The organism is Alkalihalobacillus sp. AL-G (genome assembly GCF_030643805.1).
Classification (GTDB): domain Bacteria; phylum Bacillota; class Bacilli; order Bacillales; family Fictibacillaceae; genus Pseudalkalibacillus.
Genome location: NZ_CP094656.1, coordinates 2792013 through 2818389 on the forward strand (window position 1 = coordinate 2792013; position 26377 = coordinate 2818389).

Below are 26377 nucleotides of genomic sequence, written 5' to 3' on the forward strand. Positions count from 1 at the left end.
GATAACGCCTTAAATTTTCAGCTAAAATTCAACATTTTTTGTATTTCAATCGAAATTGGAGTGGGTTACGTGACCCCTATGATGAACTCAATCTGCATTTTTCGCACGTCAAGCGAACCAATTTCTCCTATAATGCCCCGTGAACAAAAAAAGAGAGAGGATGGCTCAGAAGAGCTATCCTCTCTTTCATGTTACATATCCTCTTACAGTTCTTCTGAATCTTGGAAGGTGTTAATCATTTCCTCAATCATTTCCCATTCCTGATCTGTTTCGATCGGGAATAATTCAATATCGTCATCTTTTTCGCCTTTGTCTTCATAACGGAATGCGAAAACTTCTACTTCCTCATCGTCTTCTGCTTCCCCGTTGTCGCCAACAGGAACAAGGACCATATACGAATGACCAGATTCATCTACATCGAACGTAAATAATACCTCGAATAGATGCTCTTCACCATTTTCATCTGGAATAATAATCCGTTCTTTTTCTTCTTCTGTCATTTTTTATTACACCTACTTTTCCTCATTTGTTTGCCGGACTATCTAAATAGCCTTGTAAAATGAGCACAGCAGCCATTTTATCAATGACTCCTTTGCGCTTTTTCCGGCTTACATCAGCTTCAATAAGCATCCGTTGTGCTGCAGCTGTCGTTAATCGTTCATCCCATAAAACAGTCGGTACGTTTAATGTTTCCTCGATACTGCCAGCAAATTCTTGGCACATTTCTCCACTCGGTCCCACCGTGCCGTTCATATTTTTCGGAAACCCGACGACAATTTTTGTAATGTCATTTTTAGTTACAAGATCACGGATATAGGACAGGTCGTCACTTAGATTCCCTTTTCTTTTATACGTCTCAAGGCCCTGTGCTGTCCAACCCAATCCATCACTGACAGCAATCCCGATCGTTTTCGTACCAACATCCAACCCTAATGTTCGCATCGATTCTGTTTACCGTTCTCTTTCCTGGTGCTGAACTAAATACGATTTCACGAGTTCTTCGATTAGCTCATCCCGTTCAAGCTTACGGATCATACTTCTCGCATCATTATGACGCGGAATATAAGCTGGATCTCCAGATAACAGATACCCGACGATTTGATTAATCGGATTGTACCCTTTTTCCTGTAATGATTCATAAACCGATAACAACACATGTTTGACGTTGGTATCCATCGAGTCATCATGAAAATTGAATTTTACTGTTTTGTCCATTGAGCTCATCTTGACACCTCTCTTTATCGTATAAAGAATACTTGGCTAATGCCAAGCTTTAGCGCAGTCATTTGGCATAGTTGCACTTATACTTGGGACTTGAACTTTTCCGCAACGTCGATTATCGATAATTCACCCGACTGAAAAGTTATACGTTCCTAATGTGTAAATTAGTCAGTCCACGCTTTTCTATCTCCATTGTACAATACGTATCCTTGTTTAGGAAATGGATTTGACCCATTCGTAAACATAATTTAATGCTTCGTCAAGTTGTTCCGGATTTTTACCACCTGCCTGTGCCATATCGGGACGGCCTCCACCGCCACCGCCACAACGTCCAGCAACTTCTTTCACGAGTTTTCCTGCATGATAGCCTTCTTTAGTTAAGTCTGCCGTTACCCCTGCAACAATATTCACTTTATCATTTTGTGCTGAGCCGAGGACAATAATCCCGGTTCCAATCTTATTTTTCAAATCGTCAACGATGGATCGGAGGTTGTTCATATCGCTCGCAGAAACTTTCTTTGCCAAAACCTTGACACCAGCGACTTCCTTGATCGCATCGGTTAGTTGTCCTGCTTCAATGTTAGCGAGCTTAGCTTTCAATGACTCATTTTCACGTTGTAGTTCCCGTAATTGTCCTTGAAGACCTTCCACTTTTAATGGTACATCCTTCAGGTTCGTTTTCAACATTGCAGCAGAGTCCTTTAAAATTTGAACTTGTCCGTTCAAATGGCGGTACGCTCCTTCACTCGTTACAGCTTCGATTCGGCGTGTACCAGCACCGATGCCTGATTCTGCTACAATTTTGAACAGACCAATTTCTGCCGTATTTTCCACATGACAACCCCCGCACAGCTCAAGGCTGTAACCTCCAACTTGAACAACTCGGACGATGCTTCCGTATTTTTCACCAAAGAGTGCCATTGCACCCATCGCTTTCGCTTCTTCAATCGGTTTAACCATTTTGTCAACCGGAATATGGCTCCATATTTTTTCATTGACGATCGCTTCAATTTGATCCAATTCCTCAGATGTTATCTGGTTGAAATGTGAAAAGTCAAAGCGTAAACGATCAGGAGCTACTAAAGAACCTGCCTGATTGACATGCTTACCGAGCACATCCTTCAACGCCTGATGTAAAAGGTGTGTTGCAGTATGATTTTTGATGACACCAGCTCGATTTTCTTCGTGGACAAGTGCTTCAATTTTATCATTAACGCTTAGAGTCCCGCTCTCGATAACGACCGTATGGAGATGTTGACCATTCGGGGCCTTCTGAACATCCTTAACGGTAGCCCTTACCTGTTCATTCTTAAGTACGCCCATGTCGGCGATTTGCCCACCACTTTCTGCATAGAATGGCGTCTTTTCTAAGATGACGATTACCTCCTCACCTTCTTTTGCCCGCTCAATCGTTGCATTTCCTTTTACAATGACACTGACTGATGTCGTCTGCTTCAGGTTCTCATACCCAGAAAATTCACTTTGAGCATGAATGTCACTTAAAACGCCCGTTTGTACTTGCATTGAATCAAAGTCCTGACGTGCAGCCCGAGCACGTTCCCTTTGTCCTATCATTTCAGCCTCAAACCCGGCAAGGTCAACAGTCATTCCTTCATCCTCAACATATTCCTCTGTAAGCTCAAAAGGAAAACCGTATGTATCATACAGTTTGAAGGCATCTTTCCCTGTGATGCTTTGGCTGCCTGATGCTTTTTCTTTCTTGATGATCTCAGATAGAATCGAAAGCCCTTCATTTATCGTCTCATGAAAACGTTCCTCCTCATTCTTCACAACCTTCTGGATAAACGGGACGTTCTCCTGTACGTTCGGATAAAAAGCTTTCATAATGTCGGCAACAATAGGGACCAGCTCGAACATGAACGGTTTGTTTATGCCGATTTGTTTAGCAAAACGGATTGCACGGCGAATTAAACGTCTTAGAACGTAGCCACGACCTTCATTAGAAGGGACTGCACCATCAGAAATAGCAAACGAAACAGTCCGAATGTGGTCTGCGATTACTTTAAATGCAGTGTCAACCTGAGGGTTTTCACCATATCGGTAGCCAGAAATCTTCGCCGTTTCATTAATTGTCGGCATAAACAGGTCTGTTTCATAGTTGGTCGGTGCGTCCTGGAGAACACAAAGAACGCGCTCCAGACCCATTCCTGTATCAATGTTTTTCTTTGGAAGCGGTGTATAGCTCCCGTCCGGATTATGATTGTATTGTGAAAAGACGAGGTTCCAGATTTCAAGATATCGTTCATTTTCACCACCAGGGAAAAGCTCTGGATCGTTCGGGTCATCTCCGTATTTTTCACCACGATCAAAAAAGATCTCTGTATTCGGGCCACTCGGACCTTCTCCGATATCCCAGAAGTTTTCCTCAAGACGAATGATCCGTTCCTTTGGCAACCCGATTTCGTTATGCCAAATATCATAGGCTTCATCATCTTCAGGATGAATCGTCACCGACAATTTTTCAGGCTCGATTCCAAGCCATTTTTCATCGGTTAAAAATTCCCATGCCCAGTGAATCGATTCCTTTTTGAAATAGTCTCCTATCGAGAAGTTTCCGAGCATCTCAAAAAATGTATGGTGGCGAGCAGTTTTACCTACGTTTTCAATATCGTTTGTACGGATCGATTTTTGTGCATTTACGATACGAGGATTTTCAGGTACAACCCTTCCATCAAAATATTTTTTTAATGTTGCAACACCACTGTTGATCCAGAGTAGTGTCGGGTCCTCATGTGGGACGAGCGAAGCGCTAGGCTCTACACTGTGCCCTTTTTCTTTAAAAAAGTCCAGAAACATTTGTCTAACTTGTGCTGAATTCAGTTTGTTCATTTCCCTTTCCCTCCAACAAATCATCGTTTTAAAAGAAAACTTTGCAATGGCGCAGGCTACGCTATAGTCGTACTTTCACTAAGGAAAGCAATGACACTTTCCTTATGGAAAACACAAAAAACCCTCAGTCCACAACAGGGACGAGAGTTATATCACGCGGTACCACCCTGGTTACAGATACGTCGTTGTATCCATCACCTCAAACACAATAACGGTGTGCAGTCCGGCAGGGTTTGCCTGCATTCCGGAGTAGCGTTCAGTCAATCTTCATACAGAACCCCTTTCAGCTATCGGGACCCCTCTCTGTAAGTATGGGCTTGGACTTACTCGCTCCATCAACATATTCGCGATATTCCTCTATAGTGTTTGTTCGAAAACTTCCTCTTACATGCTTTCGCTTATTATAGCCGTTTTTATGAAACAATGTCAAACACTTCTGAAATGATTTTTGGCATGGAGAAACATGACTTTTCCTACTGCAAATAACGGAACCGCAACGATTAATCCGACAATGCCACCGATCTCCCCTCCGACCAAAAGTGCAAAAATAATGCCGATCGGGTGGATGTGCAGGTTTTTCCCTACAATTAAAGGACCTAGAATATTCCCTTCAACAAACTGCAACAACACCAATATCCCAATCACGATTAAAAGCGTATTGATCGAAACCGTTGCTGCAATAAGGGCAACAGGTACTGCACCGAGTATTGGTCCAAAGTATGGGATGAAATCGGTGATCCCGATAATGATACCTAATATGACAGGGTATGGGACTCCTGCTAACCAAAACGAAATGATCGCAAGTATTGACAAGATCAAGGCAACAGTCAATTGTCCACGAATATAGCTTCCCAATGATTTATCGATATCTGTTACCAGCTTCTTGCCGGGTTCCCTCCACTTTTTCGGTGTCATTCCCCATATAAGCTTATATATGAGCTCAATATCTTTTAACATATAGAAAACGAGAAAAGGAATGACAACCCATGTGAACAGATGACTCCAAAAACTTTTTAAACCATTTATAATCGCTAAGATCAAGGAATGGATGTAGTTTTCAACTGAACCAAGCATGTTTTCAAATTCCGTATGCACGGTTTCAGGCAAGTGGTCGGTGTGCTCATAGAATTCACTGATCCAATGCTGATATGTTTCAGATAATACCGGAAGCTGTTCACCTAAGTCTTTTAATTGAGTAACCAAATAGGGAACACTTTTTACAACAATCAACCCGACCCCGACAAAAAAGGCAATATAGATGATCAATACCGCCAGTGAACGTGGTAACCCTCTTCTATGAAGTCCCTCGACTATCGGATGAAGTAAATAAGTTATAAAGACAGCGATAAGAAAGGGGGCTAATAGTGAAAAGAAAAATTCAAGAACAGGATGCCAAAACGGACGGAGTTTTAATAGAACAAGTCCACAGAGCAGGATGAGCAGAACCATTCCTAAGCGGACAAGTGATTCAACTGTGAATAGTTTTTTCATAAAACCCCACCGGCTCTAAATTCATTGTGATTATTAATAAATCCAGCGAGCAATTTTCTTGCGAACTCTTTTTACTTTTCGACTTGATAGCCAATCATCGAGCTGACCGGCTTTCATATATCGTGTAAGGACATAAACACCGGCACAGGTTGTGAATAATGTTGTAAGTGTACGGTTCATGTAGTTCACCTTCCAATCTTGTTACATCGGCATTTGTAAATCTTCATCATCAAAAAGATCATCTAGCGAAGTAAGTGTTCCATCCTCTTCGACCTGGTTGAGGGTGAGTTTCCCCTCTACGGCCGTCAGTTCAATAAAACATCCCCAACAATAAAATTGATCGGCACCGATTTTTCCTAGATCCTTAGATTGACAATTGGGACATCTCATCAATCATTCCACCTCCTGAACGTATGGATTTTTGTTATCCTTTTCGTGTCTAATAGGATGTCCCGATTTGATCAATTTTAAACAACATACTGGACTAGGAAGTAATTTCATGATTTCGCAGTTAATTTTCCAGTTTCGCAGATTTTTTTTGATTTTCGCAGTTCTTTCCAGATTTTCGCAAATTATTCTATATATGGCTGTGATTTTACCGTTGGTGAATTACAAAATAAAAAAATCGCAGTTTATCAGCCTGATTTAAATGCTGATAAAGCTGCGGTTTTTGGTTTCAGATCACTTATTGGAGCTCGTCTTCAATAAAAGTTCAAAAAGTAAATGAATCAGATAAACAAATCAGAAGTTCGACTAATAACAATACGTCCTGTAAAAAGCCGAACCGACTAACGTCCTGTTAGCCCCGGTATTTTTTCAATATCCTCTTTAAGTTTGCTTGCAAGCTTTGAATTCCTCGATCCAACCTCAGCCTGACGAACCGCTGTCCATAAAGCATCCACTTCACCGCATAAAATTAAAAATTCTTTACTGCGGGTTACTGCGGTATAGATTAAATTCCGTTTTAGCATCCTGTAGTAACCTTTTACAATCGGAAGCACAACAATCGGAAACTCGCTTCCTTGGGATTTGTGGATCGAACAGCAATAGGCATGTGTAATTTGGTTAAGATCCGTTTTCTTGAATGTAACCTCTACTCCATCATAGGAAATAACGATTTGATCTTCTTTATCCACTGTTTCCCGGGCATAGATGATCGATACGATTTCGCCGATGTCCCCATTAAAAATCTGGTCTTCAGGGGAGTTGACGAGCTGAAGGACTTTATCCCCTACCCGATATATTGTATCGTAATGGTCAATCTCGCGGCGCTGGTCACTTGGCGGATTAAACATCTTCTGTAATTGCAAATTAAGTTCATCGATACCTGCCTTGCCTCTATACATTGGTGCAAGCACCTGAACATCCTTTGCTGTAAAGCCTTTGGCAAGTGCACTTCGACAAACCTGTAGGACAGCATCCGTAACCTGTGTCTGAACACATTGGAAAAATCGTCGGTCATGGTGCGGCTTTGTGATGTCTTTAGGTACATTCCCCATTTTCATTTCGTGAGCAAGCTGAATGACGGTCGATCCCTGCGCCTGTCGGTATATCTCTTGTAGCCGGACAATCGGAATCGAATCTGATGAAATGAAGTCCTTCAAAACTTGCCCTGGACCAACAGAAGGCAGCTGATCCTCGTCTCCTACAAGAATAATTTGAATCTCTCCCGGTAAGGCTTGAAACAATCGGAATGCAAGCCATAAATCGACCATCGACATTTCATCGATGATAAGAAGTTTTCCATTTATCGGATGGTCTTCATCATGTTCGAATCCATTCCCACCCTTCCAGCCTAACAGACGATGAATTGTCACCGCAGGGATCCCGGTTGATTCACTCATACGCTTCGCTGCACGTCCTGTTGGTGCGATCAACAGGAATGGAAATTCCCCATCATCATAATCTTTCGGTTCTAAGGACACGCCATGGATTTCAGAATAAGCCTCGATGATTCCTTTGATTACTGTCGTTTTTCCAGTACCAGGTCCTCCGGTTAAAATCATCATAGAAGAGGTCAGTGCTTTGTAAATCGCTTCCTTTTGTGCCTCAGCATACTCCATATTTTGTTCTTCTTCTAACCCACCGATCGCCGTGTAAAAGTCTGAAAGCTCGATTTTATCATAGTCATTTTGCTTCAACTGTTGTTTAATAGACTTGATGAGACCGTGTTCAGAGAAAAACAATGAAGGTAAATAAGCATCCTCTTCGTCGATATAGACGTTCCCTTCTTGATGTAAATGAACAATTTCATCGTAAAAATCAATTTCCTCATTATATGTATTCTGAAACAATAACCGTTTTGTTTCAGCGATCAAATCATCAACCGGAAGATAAGTATGTCCGTGCTGCATACACACCTCTTTGAGCGTAAAGAGCAGACCAGCCTGAATCCGTTCGGATGAATCCCGTTCAATTCCAAGAGCACGGCCGATTTCATCTGCACGTTGAAAGCCAACACCATCAATATCATAAATTAATTGATACGGATTCGTTTGGATCGTTGGAAGTGCATCCTCCTGATAGGCTTGATAAATTTTAATCGCAATAGAAGGACCGATTCCATATTGATTCAAAGTACTAAGTAATTGTTCAAGACCTTGATGTTCGATTAATACTTGGTGGATCGTCTTCGCTCGTTCCTCAGACAAATCGGGAACATTTTCGAGGCAAGCAGGATTCTCCATGATTTTTGTAAAGGCATCTACGCCTAACACTTTCACAACTTTTTCAGCTGTTTTTTTACCGATACCTGAGAATAAATCACTTGATAAATAATGGACCATTCCTTCTTCTGTCCGAGGCAAATCTTTTCTGTAAAACTCAACAATAAACTGTTTTCCGTATTTCGGATGCTCACGTTCCGTTCCCCAAAAGATATACGTTTCTTCTTCGTTCAATATTGGAAAAGTACCGACGACAACCATTTCAGTTTCCTTGTTTACAAGATCTGTTTCCTTAACGGATACTTTCAGAACGGTATAATAGGTTTCGCTATTATGGAAAACCTTTTGTAAAATAGCTCCTTTTACAAAGTGATTATCACCTGTATTCAAATCAAACTGGCTTTGAAGTTCCATCGTTTCGCCCCGCTAAATAGTGATTATTTAGTATACCGCATCTCGTCAGCCTGTTTTTTACCATTGTGAGCAAGTAAATGGTCAGGCTGAGATTCGACAGCATGCGTAAACATTTGATACGCTTGGTCATATAACTCCTTATACATATATGCGACACCAAGATTGTAGTAAGCATCCGCATGATCTGTCTCTTTTTGAACGACCTGTTCGAGAGCATGGATCGCCTCATCGAACAATTGTAATTTTCCCAGAGTAAGACCATATTGGAACACGGCTTCTGTGTCATCCGGATTTTTCTCCGCTGCTAATTGTAAATGCGGCATCGCTCGACGAGAATCCCCTAACTGTGAAAAGCTCATACCGAGCATAAAGTGTGAATCCGGATCAGAGAGTCCTTTTTGAATCGCTGTGTTGAAAAGATCGATTGCATCATCGTATTGCTCTACTTTATAAAAAACGATACCTGCCCCGTAGTAAGCAGCAGGTAAATTATCGTTCAGTGCGATCGCTTTATCATAGAAGCCCATCGCTTTGTCATACTCCCCCACCCGCTCCAGGAGGTTACCAAAGTTTGTATAGATAATCGGATCTTCCGGGTTCTCTTCAAGTGCTCTATGAAATGCTTTCGCTGCTTCCTCATAATTTCCTTCTTGCATATATTGAATTCCTAAGTCATTATGGTTTTCCGACATTCCAATCCTCCTCAACTACTTGGACTTTCTTATGCGTGTTCAAAAAGGAGGATAAAAAGAGCCGAAATTTCTGAAGTTCGACTAAATTATCACGTCATTAAAGGATGTTCAACTAAATTCGTTACATCCTGTAACAACATTGAACTGACTCACATCGTGTGAGCCCAACGTCGAACTGACTAACATCCTGTCAGCCTCCGGACTTTTTGAACTTCCTTTTTAAAAGAATAGGGCTGACCCATATTACAACTTACCATTGAGTCAACCCGAAGATGATCAAGCTATCGATACACCACTTTATAGGTAAGAAATCACACTACCATTTTTATAAACATCATCAATCGTCCCGCCACCAAGACAAACGTCACCATCATAAAAAACTACAGCCTGACCTGGTGTAATGGCTCGTTGCGGCTCATCGAAGATTACTTCATATTTTTGATTCGAAACCTTTTTCACCGTAACCGATCGATCCGGCTGACGGTAACGGAATTTTGCAGTGCAACGCAGTTCCTCCGGCATTTCTTTTCCGGAAACCCAACCAACCTTCACTGCTGTCAGTTTTTCTGAATACAATCGATCGTTATGAAAGCCTTGATCGACGAATAAAATATTGTTCTCAAGGTCTTTTCCAACGACAAACCATGGGTCCCCATCGCCACCGATACCAAGTCCATGACGTTGACCAATCGTGTAGTACATCAATCCGTCATGAGTACCTTTCCTCTCACCCTCAAGCGTTTGCATTTCACCTTTTTGCGCAGGGAGGTATTGACTCAAGAACTCCTTGAAATTCCGTTCACCGATAAAACAAATCCCTGTACTATCCTTCTTTTTTGCTGTCGCAAGATTTGCCCTTCCGGCGATTTCCCTAATCTCCGGTTTGTTGTACTCACCAATTGGAAATAGGACCTTCGAAATCTGTGATTGATCGAGCTGATTCAAGAAATACGTTTGATCTTTATTTTCATCAACCCCGCGGAGCATGACCGTTTCACCATCACGTTTGTCGACACGAGCATAATGTCCTGTCGCAACATAGTCTGCACCTAAACTCATTGCATGCTCGAGAAAGGCTTTGAACTTGATTTCCTTGTTACACATGACGTCAGGGTTCGGAGTTCTACCTGCTTTGTATTCATCAAGGAAATAGGTGAATACTTTATCCCAGTATTCTTTTTCAAAATTGACTGCATAATAAGGGATTCCGAGTTGATTACAAACGCGAATGACATCTTCATAATCCTCAGTAGCTGTACAGACACCATTTTCATCTGTATCATCCCAATTTTTCATGAATATCCCGATTACGTCATACCCTTGTTCCTTTAATAAAAGTGCAGCCACTGATGAATCGACCCCACCTGACATACCTACGACTACCCTTGTTTCTTCCGGTCGCCTCATTCCATACACCTCCAGCTACGATGTTAATCGACGAACGATCCGGACCGTCTCTTTAGCCGCCTTTTCGATGTCTTCCATCGTATTTCCATATCCAAAACTAAAACGAATGGCTGATGTCATCCGCTCTGTATCATCAAACATGGCAGCAAGTACGTGAGACGGTTCAATTGAACCTGCCGTACAAGCTGACCCACTCGATGCCGCAATCCCAGCAAGATCCAGGTTGACAAGCATCGACTCCACTTTAGTCCCAAGGAAACTGACGTTTAATACATGTGGAAGTGCTTTTTCCTTTGGACCATTTAAGACATATCGAATATCTGCTTCATCAAAAGCATGAAGCATTTTCTCTTTCAAAGCACGTAAATTTTCATGTCGTGTATTCTTTTCCGAAAAAAGAAGTTCAACGGCTTTGCTCATCCCCATGATTCCCGGAACATTTTCAGTCCCAGCTCTACGTTTTCGTTCCTGTTCTCCACCGAACGTACGCGGCTCAAGTCGAATGCCGTCCCTCACATAAAGAAAGCCATTCCCTTTCGAACCGTTAATCTTATGAGACGAGGCAGAAAGCAAGTCAACTCTAAGCTCGTTCACATCGATATTAATGCTGCCAAATGCTTGCACAGCATCTGTATGGAACAAAATCTCTTGCTCCTTTAAAAGAGAACCGATTTCTCTTATCGGCTGAATCGAACCTACCTCATTGTTTCCGTACATGATCGTTACGAGAATCGTGTCCTCACGAAGCGTTTGTTCTAATTGTTCAATTTGGACGATTCCCTCCTCATCAACAGGCAGATAGGTCACTTCAAACCCGTGTCGTTCGAGGTATTCAACAGCATGTAGAACAGCGTGATGCTCGATTTGCGACGTAATAATGTGTTTGCCCTTTTCCTGATTCGAAAGTGCTGCCCCAATAATCGCCATATTGTCCGATTCGGTGCCACCACTCGTGAACACGATTTCGTTGAATTGAGCATGGATACTCGAAGCAATTGTACGTCTCGCCTCGTCCAATGCTTGTCTCGTATTTCTCCCAAACTGGTGAATACTCGAAGGGTTCCCATATAGAGTTGTAAAGTAAGGGACCATCGCATCAACCACTTCCGGACGTGTCGGAGAAGTTGCCGCATGGTCTAAATAAATCGCATTCATACTATCACCTTATTTTTTATATCTTAAAAGCAATTCCGGCCGCTTAAGGAATTTCGACTTACTACGTTACGTCAATTGATGAAGTTCAACAAAATTCGTTACGTCCTGTAACAACGTTGAACTGACTCACTTCGTGTAAGCCTAACGTTGAGCTGGCTCACATCCTGTGAGCCCGGCTTCCTTAAATGTAGAACATGTATGGTTCCTGATCATCATCCCTACTATAAGAAGCGAGTTCCTCAAGTGTTGTATTATCTAATACATCTTTTACCGCATCACGGATTTTAATCCAAAGATCGCGTTTTGCGGGTTCTTCATTATCCATCACTTCAACTGGACTGATTGGACCTTCGAGAACCCGGATGATATCCCCTGCGGTTATGTTTTCCGGATCCTTGGATAAAATATACCCTCCGTATGCACCGCGGATACTATTGACAAGACCTGCGTTCCGAAGTGGTCCGATGAGTTGTTCAAGATAATGCTCTGACAAATCGTTGTCTTGAGCGATTGATTTTAGGGAAGTTGGACCTTCTCCATGCTTTTTAGCTAAAGCCATCATAATTGTTAATCCGTATCGTCCCTTAGTTGAAATCTTCATGTTTTCCTCCCTATTCCCAGCATGTTTTTCAATAATAACAGATTTTTCATATAGGATTCTTATGCATCATTTTCATTCGCGTTCGATATTTAAGCCTATGACATTATAGCATGAATCGGATAACTCTTGCATTGTTTCGAGCCTTATAGTATCGTTCAGGTAAAACTTAGACAAGGAAAAATTGTCCATAAAGATATTTCGGTGATTACCGACCCTATAGGCGAGACAAAGAGCTAGTTACACTCATATGTAGAAAGTGATTTTATGCTTTTAACGTGTCAAAAGGACGTGACAATATGGATTTATTCGATGTATCAGAAGAAAAAAACTTCCATGGAAAACCGCTTGCCGATAGGATGAGACCACGAACATTGGATGAATTTATCGGACAAGAACAAATTGTCGGGCGTGGAAAACTTCTCAGAAGAGCAATTGAAGCAGATCAATTGTCGGCGATGATTTTTTTCGGACCTCCCGGAACAGGAAAAACGACCCTTTCAAAAATCATTGCCAATACGACCTCAGCTCATTTTGAACAAATCAATGCAGTCACATCCGGTGTTGGTGAAATACGAACGATTACATCTGAAGCAAAAGACCGTCTGAAAATGAGCGTACAGAAAACCCTGCTGTTCATTGATGAGATTCACCGCTTCAACAAAAGCCAGCAGGATGCCCTGTTACCCTACGTTGAAGATGGAACGGTCATTCTGATTGGAGCGACGACGGAAAGCCCGATGTTTGAGATCAACCGAGCGCTTTTATCTCGTTCCAGACTGTTTCGGTTTGAGCCATTAACAGACGGACATATTACGAAAGCGCTACAATCCGCAATTGATGACCCTGAGCGGGGATTTGGCAATTACGAAGTTCAAGCTGAAACAGATGCCATTGAACATTTAGTCGACGTGGCGAATGGTGATGCACGTACTGCCCTCAATGCGTTAGAGCTTGCTGTGCTGACAACGAACCCTGATGAAAATGGCGTACTTAATATAACACTTGAAATTGCTGAAGAGTCGATTCAGCAACGGGTTTTACAATATGATAAAAAGGGAGACAACCATTACGATACAATCTCTGCCTTCATAAAAAGCATCCGCGGGTCAGATCCTGATGCTACGTTATATTGGCTCGCCAAAATGATCTATGCAGGGGAGGACCCCCGCTTTATCGCGAGAAGATTGTATGTCCACGCTGCAGAGGATGTCGGTCTTGCTGATCCAAACGCACTTTTGATTGCACAAGCAGCAGCCCATGCCGTTGATTTTATCGGAATGCCTGAAGCACGCATCCCATTAGCTGAGGCTGCCTTGTATCTTGCGACTGCACCAAAGAGCAATGCGGTCATCACAGCGATTGATAGCGCGTTGCAAACAGTGAAAAACGAGAAAATCGGACAAGTTCCCGTGCATTTGCGAGATGCTCATTATACTGGTGCAAAGGAACTGGGCTCTGGAGCAGGCTATAAATATCCGCACGATTTTCAGGACGGTTTCGTTCCCCAGCAATATTTACCGGATCATTTGCTCCACAAAAAGTTCTTTCATCCGACAGAACGTGGATATGAAAAATCTGTATCAAGAAGACTTGATTATTTTGAAGAACGGATACGAAAGGGCAAATAACCTACTAAACAATCTTTTAACCGCATATCGGTAAAATAAATTAGTAATCTGGTATAGTTTCTTACTTTATTGGCCAAAATGCTAGTAAAAACCTTAGGGATTTAATAAAAGGAGAGAAACTATACGATGACAAACATTAGACAAGATGCATGGTCAGAAGAAGACGATCTTTTATTAGCAGAAACTGTATTAAGGCATGTACGTGAAGGCAGTACCCAACTTCTTGCATTTGAAGAGGTAGGAGATAAGCTTGATCGCACCTCTGCTGCCGTTGGATTTCGTTGGAATGCGATTGTTCGTAAAAAGTATGAACAAGCGTTGAAAATTGCCCGCCGGCAACGCAAAGAGAGAAAACGGGCTGTGGCAGAACAGCCGACACAAACGCCGGCTAAAGCAAAGGCTAATGCTTATCAATCTCGTTTAGATGATCCAATAGACTTCGAAAACTACCATCCGCTATCTGAACCCAAAAGCAGAAGTATGGTACGGGATGAAGTTTCTGAAGCGAACATCACTAGAGAACGAGAAAATGCGGTGGAGAACAAGGTAACCGAACCGGAGATGGTACACAAACTAGTAAATGAAACGGCACCGTCTCGTTCCAACGGCCGTATCACCCTTGATTCTGTTATTGAGTTTTTACAAAATCTGAATGTTGAACAAACGACGAATTCTTCCTCATTACAGCAGCAAAACGACCGTCTGGAACGGGAATGCAAAGCCTTGCAAAGGGAAAATAATAAGCTGGAAGCTTCATTAAATGAATTAACTGAAAACTTTTCAGCTTTGAAGGATGACTACCAAGCTCTGTTACAAATCATGGATCGAGCTAGACGAATGGTACTGCTCCAAGATCAAGAAGAGCTTGCATCACCAAAATTCAAAATGGACAAAAACGGAAATTTAGAGAAGCTTGCAAAATAATTAGTATCATAGTTTATGAAGCGAAAAAAGGTGAGACTCAGTGTGAGTTCTCACCTTTTTGCTTAACGGAGCCGTTCGATTTCGATTCCGCCTTTTTCCAATAGCATATTGATCACATAGCCTGCCATCATCAGACCAGACATCGATGGGATGAAAGCGTTGGAAGAAGGTGGCATTTTCGCCTTACGGATGCCCGTATTCTCGTCCGGTACGATATCCTGTCGTACCTCCTCCTTGATCTTTACCGGCTTTTCGTCTGAATAAACGACGTCAATGCCTTTATGAATCCTTTCTTTACGTAGCCTTGTCCGGATCACTTTTGCAATCGGATCATAGCTCGTTTTTGAAATATCTGCGATCTTCAGGCGAGTCGGATCCATTTTGTTAGCTACACCCATACTCGAGATGATAGACACGTTACGCTTCAAGCATTCCTTCATTAAATGAATTTTGTAAGTAATCGTGTCCGATGCATCAATTACATAATCAAGTGGATATTCAAAGAATTGCTCATACGTTTCTTCTGTATAAAAAATCTTTAATGCTTCTACTTTACATTCTGGATTAATATCGGCAATTCGTTCTTTCATCAAATCCACTTTCGGCTGACCGACAGTGGATAAAAGTGCTGGCAGTTGTCGATTTACATTTGTGATATCGACATCATCTTTATCGACTAAAATCAGTCTGCCGACTCCTGATCGAGCGAGGGCTTCTGCAGAAAAGGACCCTACTCCCCCGACTCCGAGTACAGCAACTGTTGAATTTTCAAGTACGTTTAAACCTTCTTTACCTATTGCAAGCTCGTTACGTGAAAATTGATGTAGCATATTTGTATACTCCCTCCGTACTGCATTCCAAACACATTTATTAGCATATATGATTTACTACTTTAAATGCAACACGAAATACCGAAGCGTCTTGCTCTTATCATGACCGAGACACATTTTTTTTGCCGTTCTCGGGCATCACATCAGCCATTGAGGACACCGAACCTGATTTTTATGGCTTTACTGTCCTCATAGGCTTCTTATGAGGATAAGAAAAACCTCTTTTTTAAAACAAAATAAAAACAACCAGGTTTCCCTCGCTGTTTTTCTGAATTCATATATAGAGTCCCATGCGTGCCGTTGCGATTTGATCCTCTGTGTTGAACCTGCCTCGATAGGTGGGTGCTTTGTTACGATTCTTATACGTCCTTTCTTAGGAAGGCCTGTACGCCAATCATAAACTCAAACTCCCATTTTATTAGTGTTGGCTCAAACGTTCGGCAGAAACGTACACCTCAGGACTCTTTAATATTGTAATTAAAGAATAGCATATGATTGAAACGCTTTCAATTATTTATCAGTGTTTTCCCAAAAATCAGACTTCTTTACTAATCCGACATGTATCCTCTTACATACACCTAGAAAATCAATGAATAAAAGGCACCAATTTAATGGATGAATACCATTATTTCGGTGCCCGCAAACATAGTTATTGCTTGTTCGAAATCGTTTCTTTTTTCGTCACCTTCAAATGGAGGTCCTCTAACTGACGGGCACTTACCTTATTTGGAGCGTTCGTCAGCAGGTCGCTTGCACTTGCGGTTTTCGGAAACGCAATCGTATCCCGTAGATTTGAACGACCTGCTAAAATCATGACAAGACGGTCAAGTCCGAGTGCGATTCCACCGTGTGGCGGCGTTCCATATTCAAATGCTTCAAGCAGGAAGCCGAATTCCTCATACGCTTGCTCTATTGTAAAGCCAAGCGCTTTAAACATTCGCTCCTGCATGTCCTTTTTATAAATCCTTTGCGATCCTCCACCTAGTTCATAACCGTTCAAAACAAGGTCATACGCCTGGGCACGAACGATTTCAGGCTCTGTTTCAAGAAGGTGAAGATCTTCCGCTTTCGGCATCGTAAATGGATGGTGGGCTGCCACATAGCGATTTGCATCCTCATCATACTCGAGTAGCGGGAAGTCTACGACCCAAAGGAAGTTAAACTTGCTTTTATCGATCAAACCTAATTCTTTTCCGAGTTTTAAACGTAAGGCACCAAGGCTTTCCGCCACGACAGTCGGATTGTCTGCAACGAATAACAGCAAATCTCCTTGTTGGGCACCGAATGCTCCAACCAATTCCTTCTGGATCTCATCTGAGAAAAACTTCGCAATCGGACCCTTCAAGCCTTCCTCTTCGACCTTCAACCAAGCAAGGCCTTTTGCTCCATACACATTAACAAACTCTGTCAGTTGATCGATATCTTTACGGGAATAGTTGTCCGCATTGCCTTTTACATTAATCCCTTTTACTTCTCCGCCATTCTCAACGGTAGAAGCGAACACTTTGAAGTCCGATTGTTTTACAATTTCTGAAACGTTGACAAGCTCCATTTCAAAACGAGTATCTGGTTTATCCGATCCATACCGGTTTATCGCTTCTGCATATGTCATTCTCGGAATCGGTGTTTCTAATGCTACTCCTTTTGTTTCCGTCATGATAGAAGTCATCATTTCTTCTGTCATCGCCATCAGATCCTCTACGTCCATGAACGATGTCTCGATATCGATTTGTGTAAATTCAGGCTGGCGATCTGCTCGTAAATCTTCATCACGGAAGCAACGTACAATTTGATAATAACGCTCGTAACCGGAAACCATCAGCAGCTGCTTGAAAATTTGCGGTGACTGCGGTAGTGCGTAAAAGCTGCCAGGGTGGACACGACTTGGAACTAGATAGTCCCTTGCTCCTTCTGGTGTACTTTTCGTAAGCATCGGTGTTTCCATTTCAAGAAATTCATACCCGTCTAGAAAATCACGGATCTGCTTCGTTACTTTGCTTCTAAGCTTGAACGTTTCTTGCATCTTCGGACGTCTTAAGTCGAGATAACGGTATTTCAACCGGACATCTTCGGTGATCTCAGAATCATTCGAAATAACGAATGGCGGAGTTTTTGCTGCGTTCAGGATTTCAACCGATTGCGCAAGAATCTCAATTTTACCTGTTGGCATGTTTTCATTGATTGTTCGTTCCGCTCGAGCAACAACGGTTCCTTTTATATCAAGGACATATTCATTTCGAATCCGTTCAGCAAGTTCAGTTGCTTCTTTCGAATGTTCAGGATTGAATACAACTTGAACAATACCCGAACGATCACGGAAATCAATGAAAATCAATCCTCCCAGATCACGGCGTTTTTGCACCCACCCTTTTAGCTGAACCGCTTCATTTATATGTTTTTCACTTATTTTCCCGCAATGATGTGTTCTTCCGATCATCCTAACGTCCTCCTTCAAGTTGCTTCAACACATAATCCTTTGCTTCTTCAATCTTTACTTCTACCTGTACACCGCTAGCCATATCCTTGATATTGATGACTCCTTTATCAAGTTCATCTTCACCAAGAACAAGTACATAACGGGCATTGAGTCGGTCTGCAGCTTTAAATTGTGCTTTCATCTTTTTATCTAAATAATCACGATCGACCTGTAAGCCTGCTTTTCGAAGCTCATTTAAAAGTGATATACTCTGTTTTTTCGTTTTTTCTCCAAGTGTAATCATGTAACAGTCCAGCACTGTTTGAACTGGTAATTCCACCTGTTCTGCCTCTAGAGCCAGCAAAAATCTCTCCAAGCTCATCGCAAAGCCAATCCCTGGCGTTTCCGGACCGCCAATGTCCTCAACTAGTCCGTTGTAGCGTCCACCACCGCTTAACGTCGTAATAGCACCAAATCCTGGTGCTTCACTCATGATTTCAAATGCCGTATGGTTATAATAATCCAATCCACGAACGAGTGTTGGATCTACTTCATATGAAACGTCCATTTCCTCAAGATAAGATTTTACATTCTCGAAAAATTCCCTGGATTCGTCATTCAAGTAATCAAGTATCGAAGGAGCGGTTTTCATCGTTTCGTGATCGCGATCCTTTTTACAATCCAGTATTCGTAATGGGTTCGTTTCGATGCGATTCTGGCAATCCCCGCAAAGCTCACTGATTACTGGTGTGAAATGCTTCACCAATGCGTCCTTGTGTGCCTGCCTGCTTTCTTTATCACCGAGTGAATTGACGACGAGTTTAAGGTGTTTGAGTCCAAGCTCCTGGTAAAGCTGCATTGCAAGTGCAATGACTTCGGCATCGATCGCTGGGTCATTGCTTCCTAAAGCTTCAATCCCGAACTGGACGAATTGGCGGTTTCTGCCTTTTTGCGGCCGCTCATAGCGGAACATCGGACCGATATAATACAATTTTGTCGGTTGTTGAGCTTCACCATAAAGCTTGTTCTGAACATACGCACGAACCGTTGATGCAGTTCCTTCCGGACGCAGGGTGAGGTTGCGATCACCACGATCTTTGAACGTATACATTTCTTTCTGTACTATATCAGTGCTGTCTCCAACTCCACGTTGAAAGAGCTCAGTGTGTTCAAAAATCGGTGTTCGAATTTCGTGATAATTGTAATTCCTACATAGTTCTTTTGCTTTTTCCTCAATTATCTGCCATTTTTCAACTTCCCCTGGCAATATATCCTGGGTTCCTCTTGGAATCTGAAAACTCATTCGATTCACTCCTCATCCATCATAATTGACTGTTTTTAAACGTTGAAAACTTGGAAAGGCAAAGCTAGTACGTAGGGTGAGCCTTAGTTGCACTTTTACACGTATAGAAAGTAAATTGATACTTTCTATACGTGTAAAAACCAAAAAACTCCCGCCCCTCCTTAATAGAAGAAGGGACGAGAGTATATTCACCCGTGGTACCACCCTAGTTGAAGTATAATCACTTCCACTCGATAAACAGTTAACGCCTGTTAACGTAAATCCCTACTCCAGACCGTTTCGGGACAAAACCTAAAAAGTGTCTTTCATTCAGTCTTCATGTGGAAATGCTTGCAGCCGGGGCATTTCCTCTCTTACCAAAAGGGGCTGAATTACTTTTCTTCATCATTGGTTCTTTTCGATTCAATTTGAATTGATTTCTATCATACTCACGTTTTAATCGGTTGTCAAGATTATTTTTAAAGAAAACTCGGCGATTGCCGAGCCTTTAGGCGAAAGCAGAGTCATGGTTGCACTTATACTATAGAAAGTATTAAATACTTTCCTAACATGCGAAAAAAGTGCAACCCCTGCCGATCAGCGTTTAATTTGATGCTTCAACTTCTTAACAGCCTCAAGAGTAACGCCAAATTCCTCAGCAAGCTCATAGTTCGTCATCATATGTTCTTTTTCGATGAATTGATGAAAATCCATCCCGAACAATGAAGATGCCCGATTGTTCAATGCTTCCGTTTTTAGACTCTTTCTCATTACGATCCAACCTTCCTGTACGGAATTCCTTTTAGTAGCATTTCCGATTTGGTTGATTTTTCTACATACGTACAGGAAATTTTTAAAAATAAAACAAAAGGGTTGACTCTGTTGAAAGCCATCCCTTTTTCATTCAGATGTATCGAGAATCAGTGTTACTGGGCCTTGATTGTTAAATTGCACGTCCATCATTGCACCAAACTCCCCTGTTTCTACGTGAACGCCTTTTTCAATCAGACTTTGATTAAATCGATGATAAAGGGCTTCCGCATGTTCGGGTTTCGCTGCTTGCATGAAGTTTGGCCGACGTCCTTTCCGACAATCGCCAAATAGGGTGAATTGGGAGATGGACAAAATTTGCCCTTCAATATCTAGTAATGACCGATTCATTTTCCCTTGGTCGTCTTCAAAAATGCGAAGGTTTGGGATTTTGTTCACAAGAAATTCTACGTCTTCCTCAGTGTCTTCATGTGTTACACCAACAAGAAGGACAAGACCACACTCTATTTGTCCGATTACTTCACCTGCAACGGTCACTTTTCCGTACGAAGCACGTTGTACTACTACTCGCAAATCCAATCCCACCTTTTGGAATCAGCAGTTTGTGGCTGACTTTGAACTGTTAATTTTACTGCATCATTCGTCGTACTGCATAAATATCAGGAATACGTTTGATTCGTTCTACAACCTTGTGCAGATGATTTACGTTTTGAATCGAAATGGTCATATTGATGGTCGCCATTTTATTTCGGTCTGACCTGCCTGATACTGCACTTATGTTCGTCTTCGTTTCCGCAACGGCATGAAGCACTTCATTAAGCAGCCCTCTTCGGTCAAATCCATTGATTACAATATCGACGCTGTAGTTTTTCGTATGTTGGGAATCTCCTTCCCACTCAACCGGCAATAAGCGGTTATCATCTTGCTCTGATTGGATATTCGGGCAATCCGTTCGGTGAATCGAGACGCCTCTTCCTTTAGTAATGTACCCTACAATATCGTCACCTGGTACAGGGTTACAGCATCTGGACAACCGAATCAACAGGTTGTCGATTCCTTTTACCGTGACTCCTACCTCTGTCTTTCGTTGCGGGTACGTTTTCGTATTGTTGATTGCAGACAAAAGCTTGGCTGAATCTTCATCCTTTTTCTTTCTCAATTTATCCGTTAAACGGGTTGCAATCTGTGCTGCGGTAATTCCGTTATAGCCGACTGCTGCATACATATCCTCGATGTTTGTAAAACTGAATTTTTGAGCTACAGTTTGTACATTCTCTTGAGTGAAAACTTCCTTAAGTTCGTAGCCGTGATTTTTAATTTCCTTTTCAACGAGTTCTTTTCCTTTTAATACATTTTCTTCTCGCTTTTCTTTTTTAAACCACTGGCGTATTTTATTTTTCGCATGAGAGCTTTGGGCAAGTTTCAGCCAATCCTTACTTGGACCATACGAATGTTTCGAAGTCATCACTTCTACAATATCCCCGGTCTTCAATTTATAATCAAGCGGGACCATTTTGCTGTTCACCTTAGCCCCGATACACTGGTTCCCGATTTCAGTATGGATACGGTAGGCAAAGTCTAATGGAACGGATCCTGACGGCAGCTCGATCACATCTCCTTTAGGCGAGAAGACGAACACCATGTCAGAGAATAAATCAACTTTCAACGATTCCATAAATTCTTCTGCATCCGTTGCATCGTTTTGCCACTCAAGAATTTCACGGAACCAAGTAAGCTTCTCTTCGTATGTTTTGTTACCGTTATTCGCTGACTCTTCCTTATAAGCCCAATGAGCAGCAATCCCGTATTCTGCCACTCTGTGCATATCATGGGTACGGATCTGAACCTCCAACGGATCACCTTTTGGACCGATGACAGTTGTATGGAGGGACTGATACATATTCGCTTTTGGCATCGCAATGTAATCTTTAAATCTTCCTGGCATCGGCTTCCAGCATGTATGGATGATTCCCAGAACTGCATAACAGTCTCGTATACTATCGACCACGACCCGAACAGCCAATAAGTCATATATTTCATTGAATTGCTTGTTTTGCTTAGTCATTTTACGGTAGATGCTATAAATATGTTTGGGTCTTCCCCACATTTCAGCGTCGATGTTCACTTCTTGAATACGTTGATCTATGTCTTGGATCACTTCCTGAACATACTGTTCCCGTTCTGCCCGCTTCTGCTTCATCAAGTTGACTATCCGATAATATTGCTGGGGGTTCAAGTATCGGAGGGAAACATCCTCAAGCTCCCATTTAATTGTTGAAATACCGAGCCGGTGAGCAAGCGGCGCAAAAATCTCAAGTGTCTCGTTCGCCTTTTGGTACTGTTTTTCCTTAGGCATATGCTTCAGGGTTCTCATATTATGAAGTCTGTCAGCCAGCTTGATCAATATACAGCGAATGTCTTGAGCCATTGCCACAAACATTTTCCGATGGTTTTCAGCCTGCTGCTCTTCCTTCGACTTGAACTTGATCTTTTTAAGCTTAGTAACCCCATCGACAAGCATACTGACTTCTTCACCGAAGGCTTCCGTCAATTCCTGCAAAGAGACGTCCGTATCCTCAACGACATCGTGAAGAAACCCTGCTGCAATCGTAGGAGCATCCATTTCCAAATTAACAAGAATGCCTGCTACTTCAACAGGATGATCTATATAAGGGTCACCCGATTTGCGGTATTGTCCTTCGTGCGCTTCCTTTGCAAAATCGTATGCCCTGTTAAGAATTTCTATATCATTTTTTGGCAGATAAGTTGCCGCTTTTTTCATAACTTCTTCAATGGTCATGCGAATCACCCATCATTATCTCGATTGGTATATAGATTCTATTATCGTTAAAATTTTACTTCCTGTAAAGGGTTAAGCGAAAAATGTCGAATAAAACCGATTTCTTTGGCTTCGGAGGGATCGGATCGAGATTCGCAGTTCTTCTCAGATTTTCGCAGATGATTTTTGAATTTCGCAGTAAATCCTAATATTCCACCTCGATTGAATTTTTCAAGATGGATTAAGATCGGTTTTTCCAAATAAAGAAAAGACCCCTCTCATTGTTAGGGGTCTCTTTGATTCAAATCAGTATTGCATCAATGTAAAAATATCATATCCGTCGAGTTTATCTCGTCCATCCAAATAAGTCAGTTCAATCATGAAGGCAATACCAACAACCACTCCTCCAAGCTTTTCAACAAGCTGAACCGTTGCATCGATCGTTCCTCCCGTTGCCAAAAGGTCATCTGTGATCAAAACTCGCTGACCCGGCTTTATGGCATCCTTGTGCATTGTTAGGATATCCTTACCGTACTCTTTCCCGTAATCTACTTTTTCAACTTCTCTTGGAAGCTTTCCATCTTTTCTTACAGGAACGAATCCAACATTTAATGCATATGCAACCGGACAGCCGACGATAAAACCTCTTGCTTCAGGTCCTACAACAACATCAATTTCTCGATCCTTCGCATAGGTCACGATATCGTCCATTGCTTTTTTATAAATATCCCCCTGTTGCATTAACGTCGTGATGTCTTTAAAACGGATTCCTTCCTGAGGGAAATTTTCTACTACTTCAATGTATTTTTTATAGTCCATCTACTAGTTAGCCTCCTCAAAACGTTTGCTTTCATTATCATTTTCTTCAAAAAACCACTTTTTCAACTCACGGTATGAGGAGTAACATAAATCATTTTCGAGACTGGCCTGTTCTTGTTTTCTCCTATACGTTTCCGAATCAGTCAACGGTCGCTTTTGTGGTTGATCAGATACTGTTACAAATCCATTCTCTATTGTAACAAATTCAAGTTCAAAAAACACCTCTGTCATAAAAATGACCGATTCAGGTGTCCAGCCTTTATAGGACGCTAGGTCCTTTGCTCGTTTACGATATTCGAACGGTTGTTTCTTATTTAAAAAAGCATAAAACCATTTGAATTGGTCTCGTGTTGGAATCGGATTAAAGTAATGATCCTCATTATGATGAAAGACAGTGTAAACGCGATCTGCATAGCTGCCTAACGAAATCAAATGTTCTAAGTGCCCCTTGCTCGACGGTAAATCCAAGACAAACATATACTTAGTATCTAAAATAGCCTTGTCGGACGTAAGATTATCAATCTTCTGTATTCGATCCTTCCAATCATGCAGCTCCAATTTTTCAATCGTTTCGTCCCTATAGTGTAAAAGAAGAACCTTGTCGCGTGGGATCAGGCTTAAACGTTTTGATAAATTTTTGATACCGCGATAATCAAACAGTTGTTTTTCTTTGACAGCAATGTCCTGCAGCATCACCTGAGGTTTGCGGAACCCGTTCCATTCATTGATAGAAAGCTCACCAACTACTGAAATAGCAGCATTCGGTGTAATCTCTTCAAACACTTCTCCAAAATGAAAACCGATCACGTCAAGCGTAGATTGATTACCATTTAATGCTAGTTTCAGATGATTGGATTCGCTGCCGATTCTCCGTATTTCCTTTAGTTGGCACTGATCGATCATGAATTTCGGCTTTGGGTTCTCGACCCCAAATGGTTCAAGCATTTGTAATTCTTCAATCACATCCAACGAGATATCATCGACAGAACAGCTGACATCAACTTTTGTTATCGGTGTAAAATCCTCTTTTGAGAGGTTGCTTGATGCGAGCTCATTCAAACGATTACGTAATTCCTCAAGGTTTTCAACCTTTAATGTCATCCCTGCTGCCATCGGATGGCCGCCAAAATGAGGCAGTATATCTCTGCATGTTGATAAGCTTTCGAACATATCGAACCCAGCGATGCTTCTTGCAGAGCCCTTCGCCTCGCCCTTTTCCTCATCAATACTCAAAATGATCGTTGGTCTGTAATACCGTTCAACTACCCTCGATGCAACAATTCCGATTACGCCAGGATTCCAGCCTTCCTTGGCGATGACGAGAACGGAATTATCTTCAGGTGGGTACTGTTCTTCAATTAGTTCGATCGCTTCTTTCGACATTTCATTGACAATCGTTTTCCGCTCTTTATTCATTCCATCGATTTCTTCTGCAATCCATTGTGCTTGTTCAACATCATCAGTCGTGAATAATTCGACCGCCGGTTCAGCAGAATCTAATCGTCCTGCTGCATTGACTCGAGGTCCGATCGCAAATCCGACATGCTCTGAGTTTAACTGTTGATCCGAAATGCCACATACCTTCAATAATGCTTGAAGTCCTGGTTTTGAAGTTGATTGGAGCTTTTGTATTCCGAGCTTTGCAATCAACCGATTTTCATCAACTAGTGGAACTAAGTCTGCAATTGTACCGATACATGCGATATCGAGAAGATGAATAGGCGCTTCATCTAATAATGCATGGGCAACTTTAAAAGCAACTCCAACTCCCGCAAGTCCTTTAAATGGATACGGACAGCCTGGTTTCTTCGGGTTGATTGTCGCAAAAGCATTCGGTAATTCCGGTGGAGGTTCATGGTGATCTGTAATAATCAGATCAATCCCCAATTCCATGGCGACATCTGCCTCGTGGGTTGCTGAAATACCTGTATCGACCGTCACAATCAAGGAGTACCCCTCGTCCTTAGCCCAGCGAAAAGCAGCTTCATTTGGACCATACCCCTCGGTAAATCGGTTCGGGATATAGAAGTCAAATCGCGCACCGAGCTCTCGAAATGTATGGATCATAACGGATGTACTACTTACACCATCTGCATCATAATCCCCAAAAATCAGAATTTTCTCATCCTGCTCAATAGCGTACTTAATCCGTTCGACCGCTTTTTTCATATCATCTAACAGAAAAGGATCGTAAAACATTGTATCCTCAATATGTAAAAACTGATTAATTTCCGTTTCCTCATGTATACCTCGACTGACAAATAAACGGGCGAGTAAAGGAGAAATGTCATGTTTTTGTATAAGCTCCTTTGATTTTACCTCATCTGCTTCTGTCAGCTTCCATCTTGTCTTTGCTTTTAACATAAAAACCACCTCTTGACCTACTCATTATACTAGAGGAGCCAAAGAGGTGGCAAATGATATTTATATT

At 41.9% G+C, this 26377-nt stretch carries 22 protein-coding genes, 1 other RNA gene and 2 other annotated features; of the genes, 2 read left to right on the forward strand and 21 right to left on the reverse strand.

What is annotated here, in order from left to right:
• Window positions 1-203: 203 nt before the first annotated feature.
• The 12 genes from MOJ78_RS14340 to cymR form a co-directional block, all read right to left on the reverse strand.
• A complete protein-coding gene (locus MOJ78_RS14340; RefSeq protein ID WP_304978019.1) occupies window positions 204-500 on the reverse strand; it encodes a DUF1292 domain-containing protein in 297 nt (98 codons plus the stop codon).
• Between the two features lie 22 nt (window positions 501-522).
• A complete protein-coding gene (gene ruvX, locus MOJ78_RS14345; protein ID WP_304978020.1) occupies window positions 523-942 on the reverse strand; it encodes a Holliday junction resolvase RuvX in 420 nt (139 codons plus the stop codon).
• A gap of 9 nt (window positions 943-951) precedes the next feature.
• Complete coding sequence (locus tag MOJ78_RS14350) at window positions 952-1224, reverse strand: IreB family regulatory phosphoprotein (protein ID WP_304978021.1); 273 nt, start codon at window positions 1222-1224, stop codon at window positions 952-954.
• Window positions 1225-1434: 210 nt separating this feature from the next.
• Entirely contained in the window at window positions 1435-4071 is a 2637-nt protein-coding gene (gene alaS, locus MOJ78_RS14355; RefSeq protein WP_304978022.1) for an alanine--tRNA ligase, read from the reverse strand.
• A gap of 133 nt (window positions 4072-4204) precedes the next feature.
• Window positions 4205-4419: a binding site (T-box leader), on the reverse strand.
• A gap of 78 nt (window positions 4420-4497) precedes the next feature.
• Window positions 4498-5562, reverse strand: a complete 1065-nt coding sequence (locus MOJ78_RS14360; protein ID WP_304978023.1) for an AI-2E family transporter — start codon at window positions 5560-5562, stop codon at window positions 4498-4500.
• Between the two features lie 33 nt (window positions 5563-5595).
• Window positions 5596-5742 carry a DUF3918 family protein gene (locus MOJ78_RS14365; protein WP_304978024.1) on the reverse strand — a complete coding sequence of 49 codons (147 nt, stop codon included), beginning with the start codon at window positions 5740-5742 and terminating at the stop codon, window positions 5596-5598.
• A gap of 21 nt (window positions 5743-5763) precedes the next feature.
• The gene (locus tag MOJ78_RS14370; protein WP_304978025.1) at window positions 5764-5955 is read right to left on the reverse strand and encodes a YrzR-like zinc ribbon domain; all 192 of its coding nucleotides are present in this window, start codon (window positions 5953-5955) and stop codon (window positions 5764-5766) included.
• 395 nt (window positions 5956-6350) lie between these two features.
• Window positions 6351-8642 carry an SF1B family DNA helicase RecD2 gene (locus tag MOJ78_RS14375; RefSeq protein WP_304978026.1) on the reverse strand — a complete coding sequence of 764 codons (2292 nt, stop codon included), beginning with the start codon at window positions 8640-8642 and terminating at the stop codon, window positions 6351-6353.
• A 23-nt stretch (window positions 8643-8665) separates the two neighbouring features.
• The gene (locus MOJ78_RS14380; protein WP_304978027.1) at window positions 8666-9334 is read right to left on the reverse strand and encodes a tetratricopeptide repeat protein; all 669 of its coding nucleotides are present in this window, start codon (window positions 9332-9334) and stop codon (window positions 8666-8668) included.
• A gap of 297 nt (window positions 9335-9631) precedes the next feature.
• Complete coding sequence (gene mnmA, locus MOJ78_RS14385) at window positions 9632-10741, reverse strand: tRNA 2-thiouridine(34) synthase MnmA (RefSeq protein WP_304978028.1); 1110 nt, start codon at window positions 10739-10741, stop codon at window positions 9632-9634.
• A gap of 15 nt (window positions 10742-10756) precedes the next feature.
• The gene (locus tag MOJ78_RS14390) at window positions 10757-11896 is read right to left on the reverse strand and encodes a cysteine desulfurase family protein (protein WP_304978029.1); all 1140 of its coding nucleotides are present in this window, start codon (window positions 11894-11896) and stop codon (window positions 10757-10759) included.
• Between the two features lie 181 nt (window positions 11897-12077).
• Window positions 12078-12497: a cysteine metabolism transcriptional regulator CymR gene (gene cymR / locus MOJ78_RS14395; RefSeq protein WP_304978030.1), complete on the reverse strand. Its 420-nt coding sequence runs from the start codon at window positions 12495-12497 to the stop codon at window positions 12078-12080.
• Window positions 12498-12793: 296 nt separating this feature from the next.
• Here cymR and MOJ78_RS14400 point away from each other — a divergent pair, with 296 nt between their 5' ends.
• Window positions 12794-14125 carry an AAA family ATPase gene (locus MOJ78_RS14400; RefSeq protein WP_304978031.1) on the forward strand — a complete coding sequence of 444 codons (1332 nt, stop codon included), beginning with the start codon at window positions 12794-12796 and terminating at the stop codon, window positions 14123-14125.
• A 126-nt stretch (window positions 14126-14251) separates the two neighbouring features.
• Window positions 14252-15049, forward strand: a complete 798-nt coding sequence (locus MOJ78_RS14405) for an RsfA family transcriptional regulator (RefSeq protein WP_304978032.1) — start codon at window positions 14252-14254, stop codon at window positions 15047-15049.
• Between the two features lie 62 nt (window positions 15050-15111).
• Here the strand turns inward: MOJ78_RS14405 and MOJ78_RS14410 are convergent, their stop codons facing one another.
• The 9 genes from MOJ78_RS14410 to recJ all read right to left on the reverse strand — a co-directional run bounded on the left by MOJ78_RS14410 (window position 15112) and on the right by recJ (window position 26310).
• A complete protein-coding gene (locus MOJ78_RS14410; RefSeq protein ID WP_304978033.1) occupies window positions 15112-15879 on the reverse strand; it encodes a tRNA threonylcarbamoyladenosine dehydratase in 768 nt (255 codons plus the stop codon).
• 281 nt (window positions 15880-16160) lie between these two features.
• Window positions 16161-16344, reverse strand: a non-coding RNA gene (gene ssrS, locus MOJ78_RS14415) — 6S RNA.
• Between the two features lie 184 nt (window positions 16345-16528).
• The gene (gene aspS / locus MOJ78_RS14420) at window positions 16529-18316 is read right to left on the reverse strand and encodes an aspartate--tRNA ligase (protein WP_304978034.1); all 1788 of its coding nucleotides are present in this window, start codon (window positions 18314-18316) and stop codon (window positions 16529-16531) included.
• Window position 18317: 1 nt separating this feature from the next.
• A complete protein-coding gene (gene hisS, locus MOJ78_RS14425; protein ID WP_304978035.1) occupies window positions 18318-19598 on the reverse strand; it encodes a histidine--tRNA ligase in 1281 nt (426 codons plus the stop codon).
• Between the two features lie 169 nt (window positions 19599-19767).
• Window positions 19768-19995 (reverse strand) — a binding site (T-box leader).
• 179 nt (window positions 19996-20174) lie between these two features.
• Window positions 20175-20348 (reverse strand): RNA polymerase subunit sigma-70, encoded by a 174-nt coding sequence (locus MOJ78_RS14430; RefSeq protein ID WP_304978036.1) that lies wholly within the window; start codon window positions 20346-20348, stop codon window positions 20175-20177.
• A 129-nt stretch (window positions 20349-20477) separates the two neighbouring features.
• On the reverse strand, window positions 20478-20921 hold the full coding sequence (dtd, locus tag MOJ78_RS14435) for a D-aminoacyl-tRNA deacylase (RefSeq protein ID WP_304978037.1): 444 nt from the start codon (window positions 20919-20921) through the stop codon (window positions 20478-20480).
• A 55-nt stretch (window positions 20922-20976) separates the two neighbouring features.
• Window positions 20977-23130, reverse strand: coding sequence for a RelA/SpoT family protein (locus MOJ78_RS14440; protein ID WP_370529817.1), 2154 nt, complete (start codon window positions 23128-23130; stop codon window positions 20977-20979).
• Between the two features lie 303 nt (window positions 23131-23433).
• Window positions 23434-23946, reverse strand: a complete 513-nt coding sequence (locus tag MOJ78_RS14445; protein ID WP_304978039.1) for an adenine phosphoribosyltransferase — start codon at window positions 23944-23946, stop codon at window positions 23434-23436.
• A gap of 3 nt (window positions 23947-23949) precedes the next feature.
• Window positions 23950-26310, reverse strand: coding sequence for a single-stranded-DNA-specific exonuclease RecJ (gene recJ / locus MOJ78_RS14450; protein ID WP_304978040.1), 2361 nt, complete (start codon window positions 26308-26310; stop codon window positions 23950-23952).
• Window positions 26311-26377 lie beyond the last annotated feature (67 nt).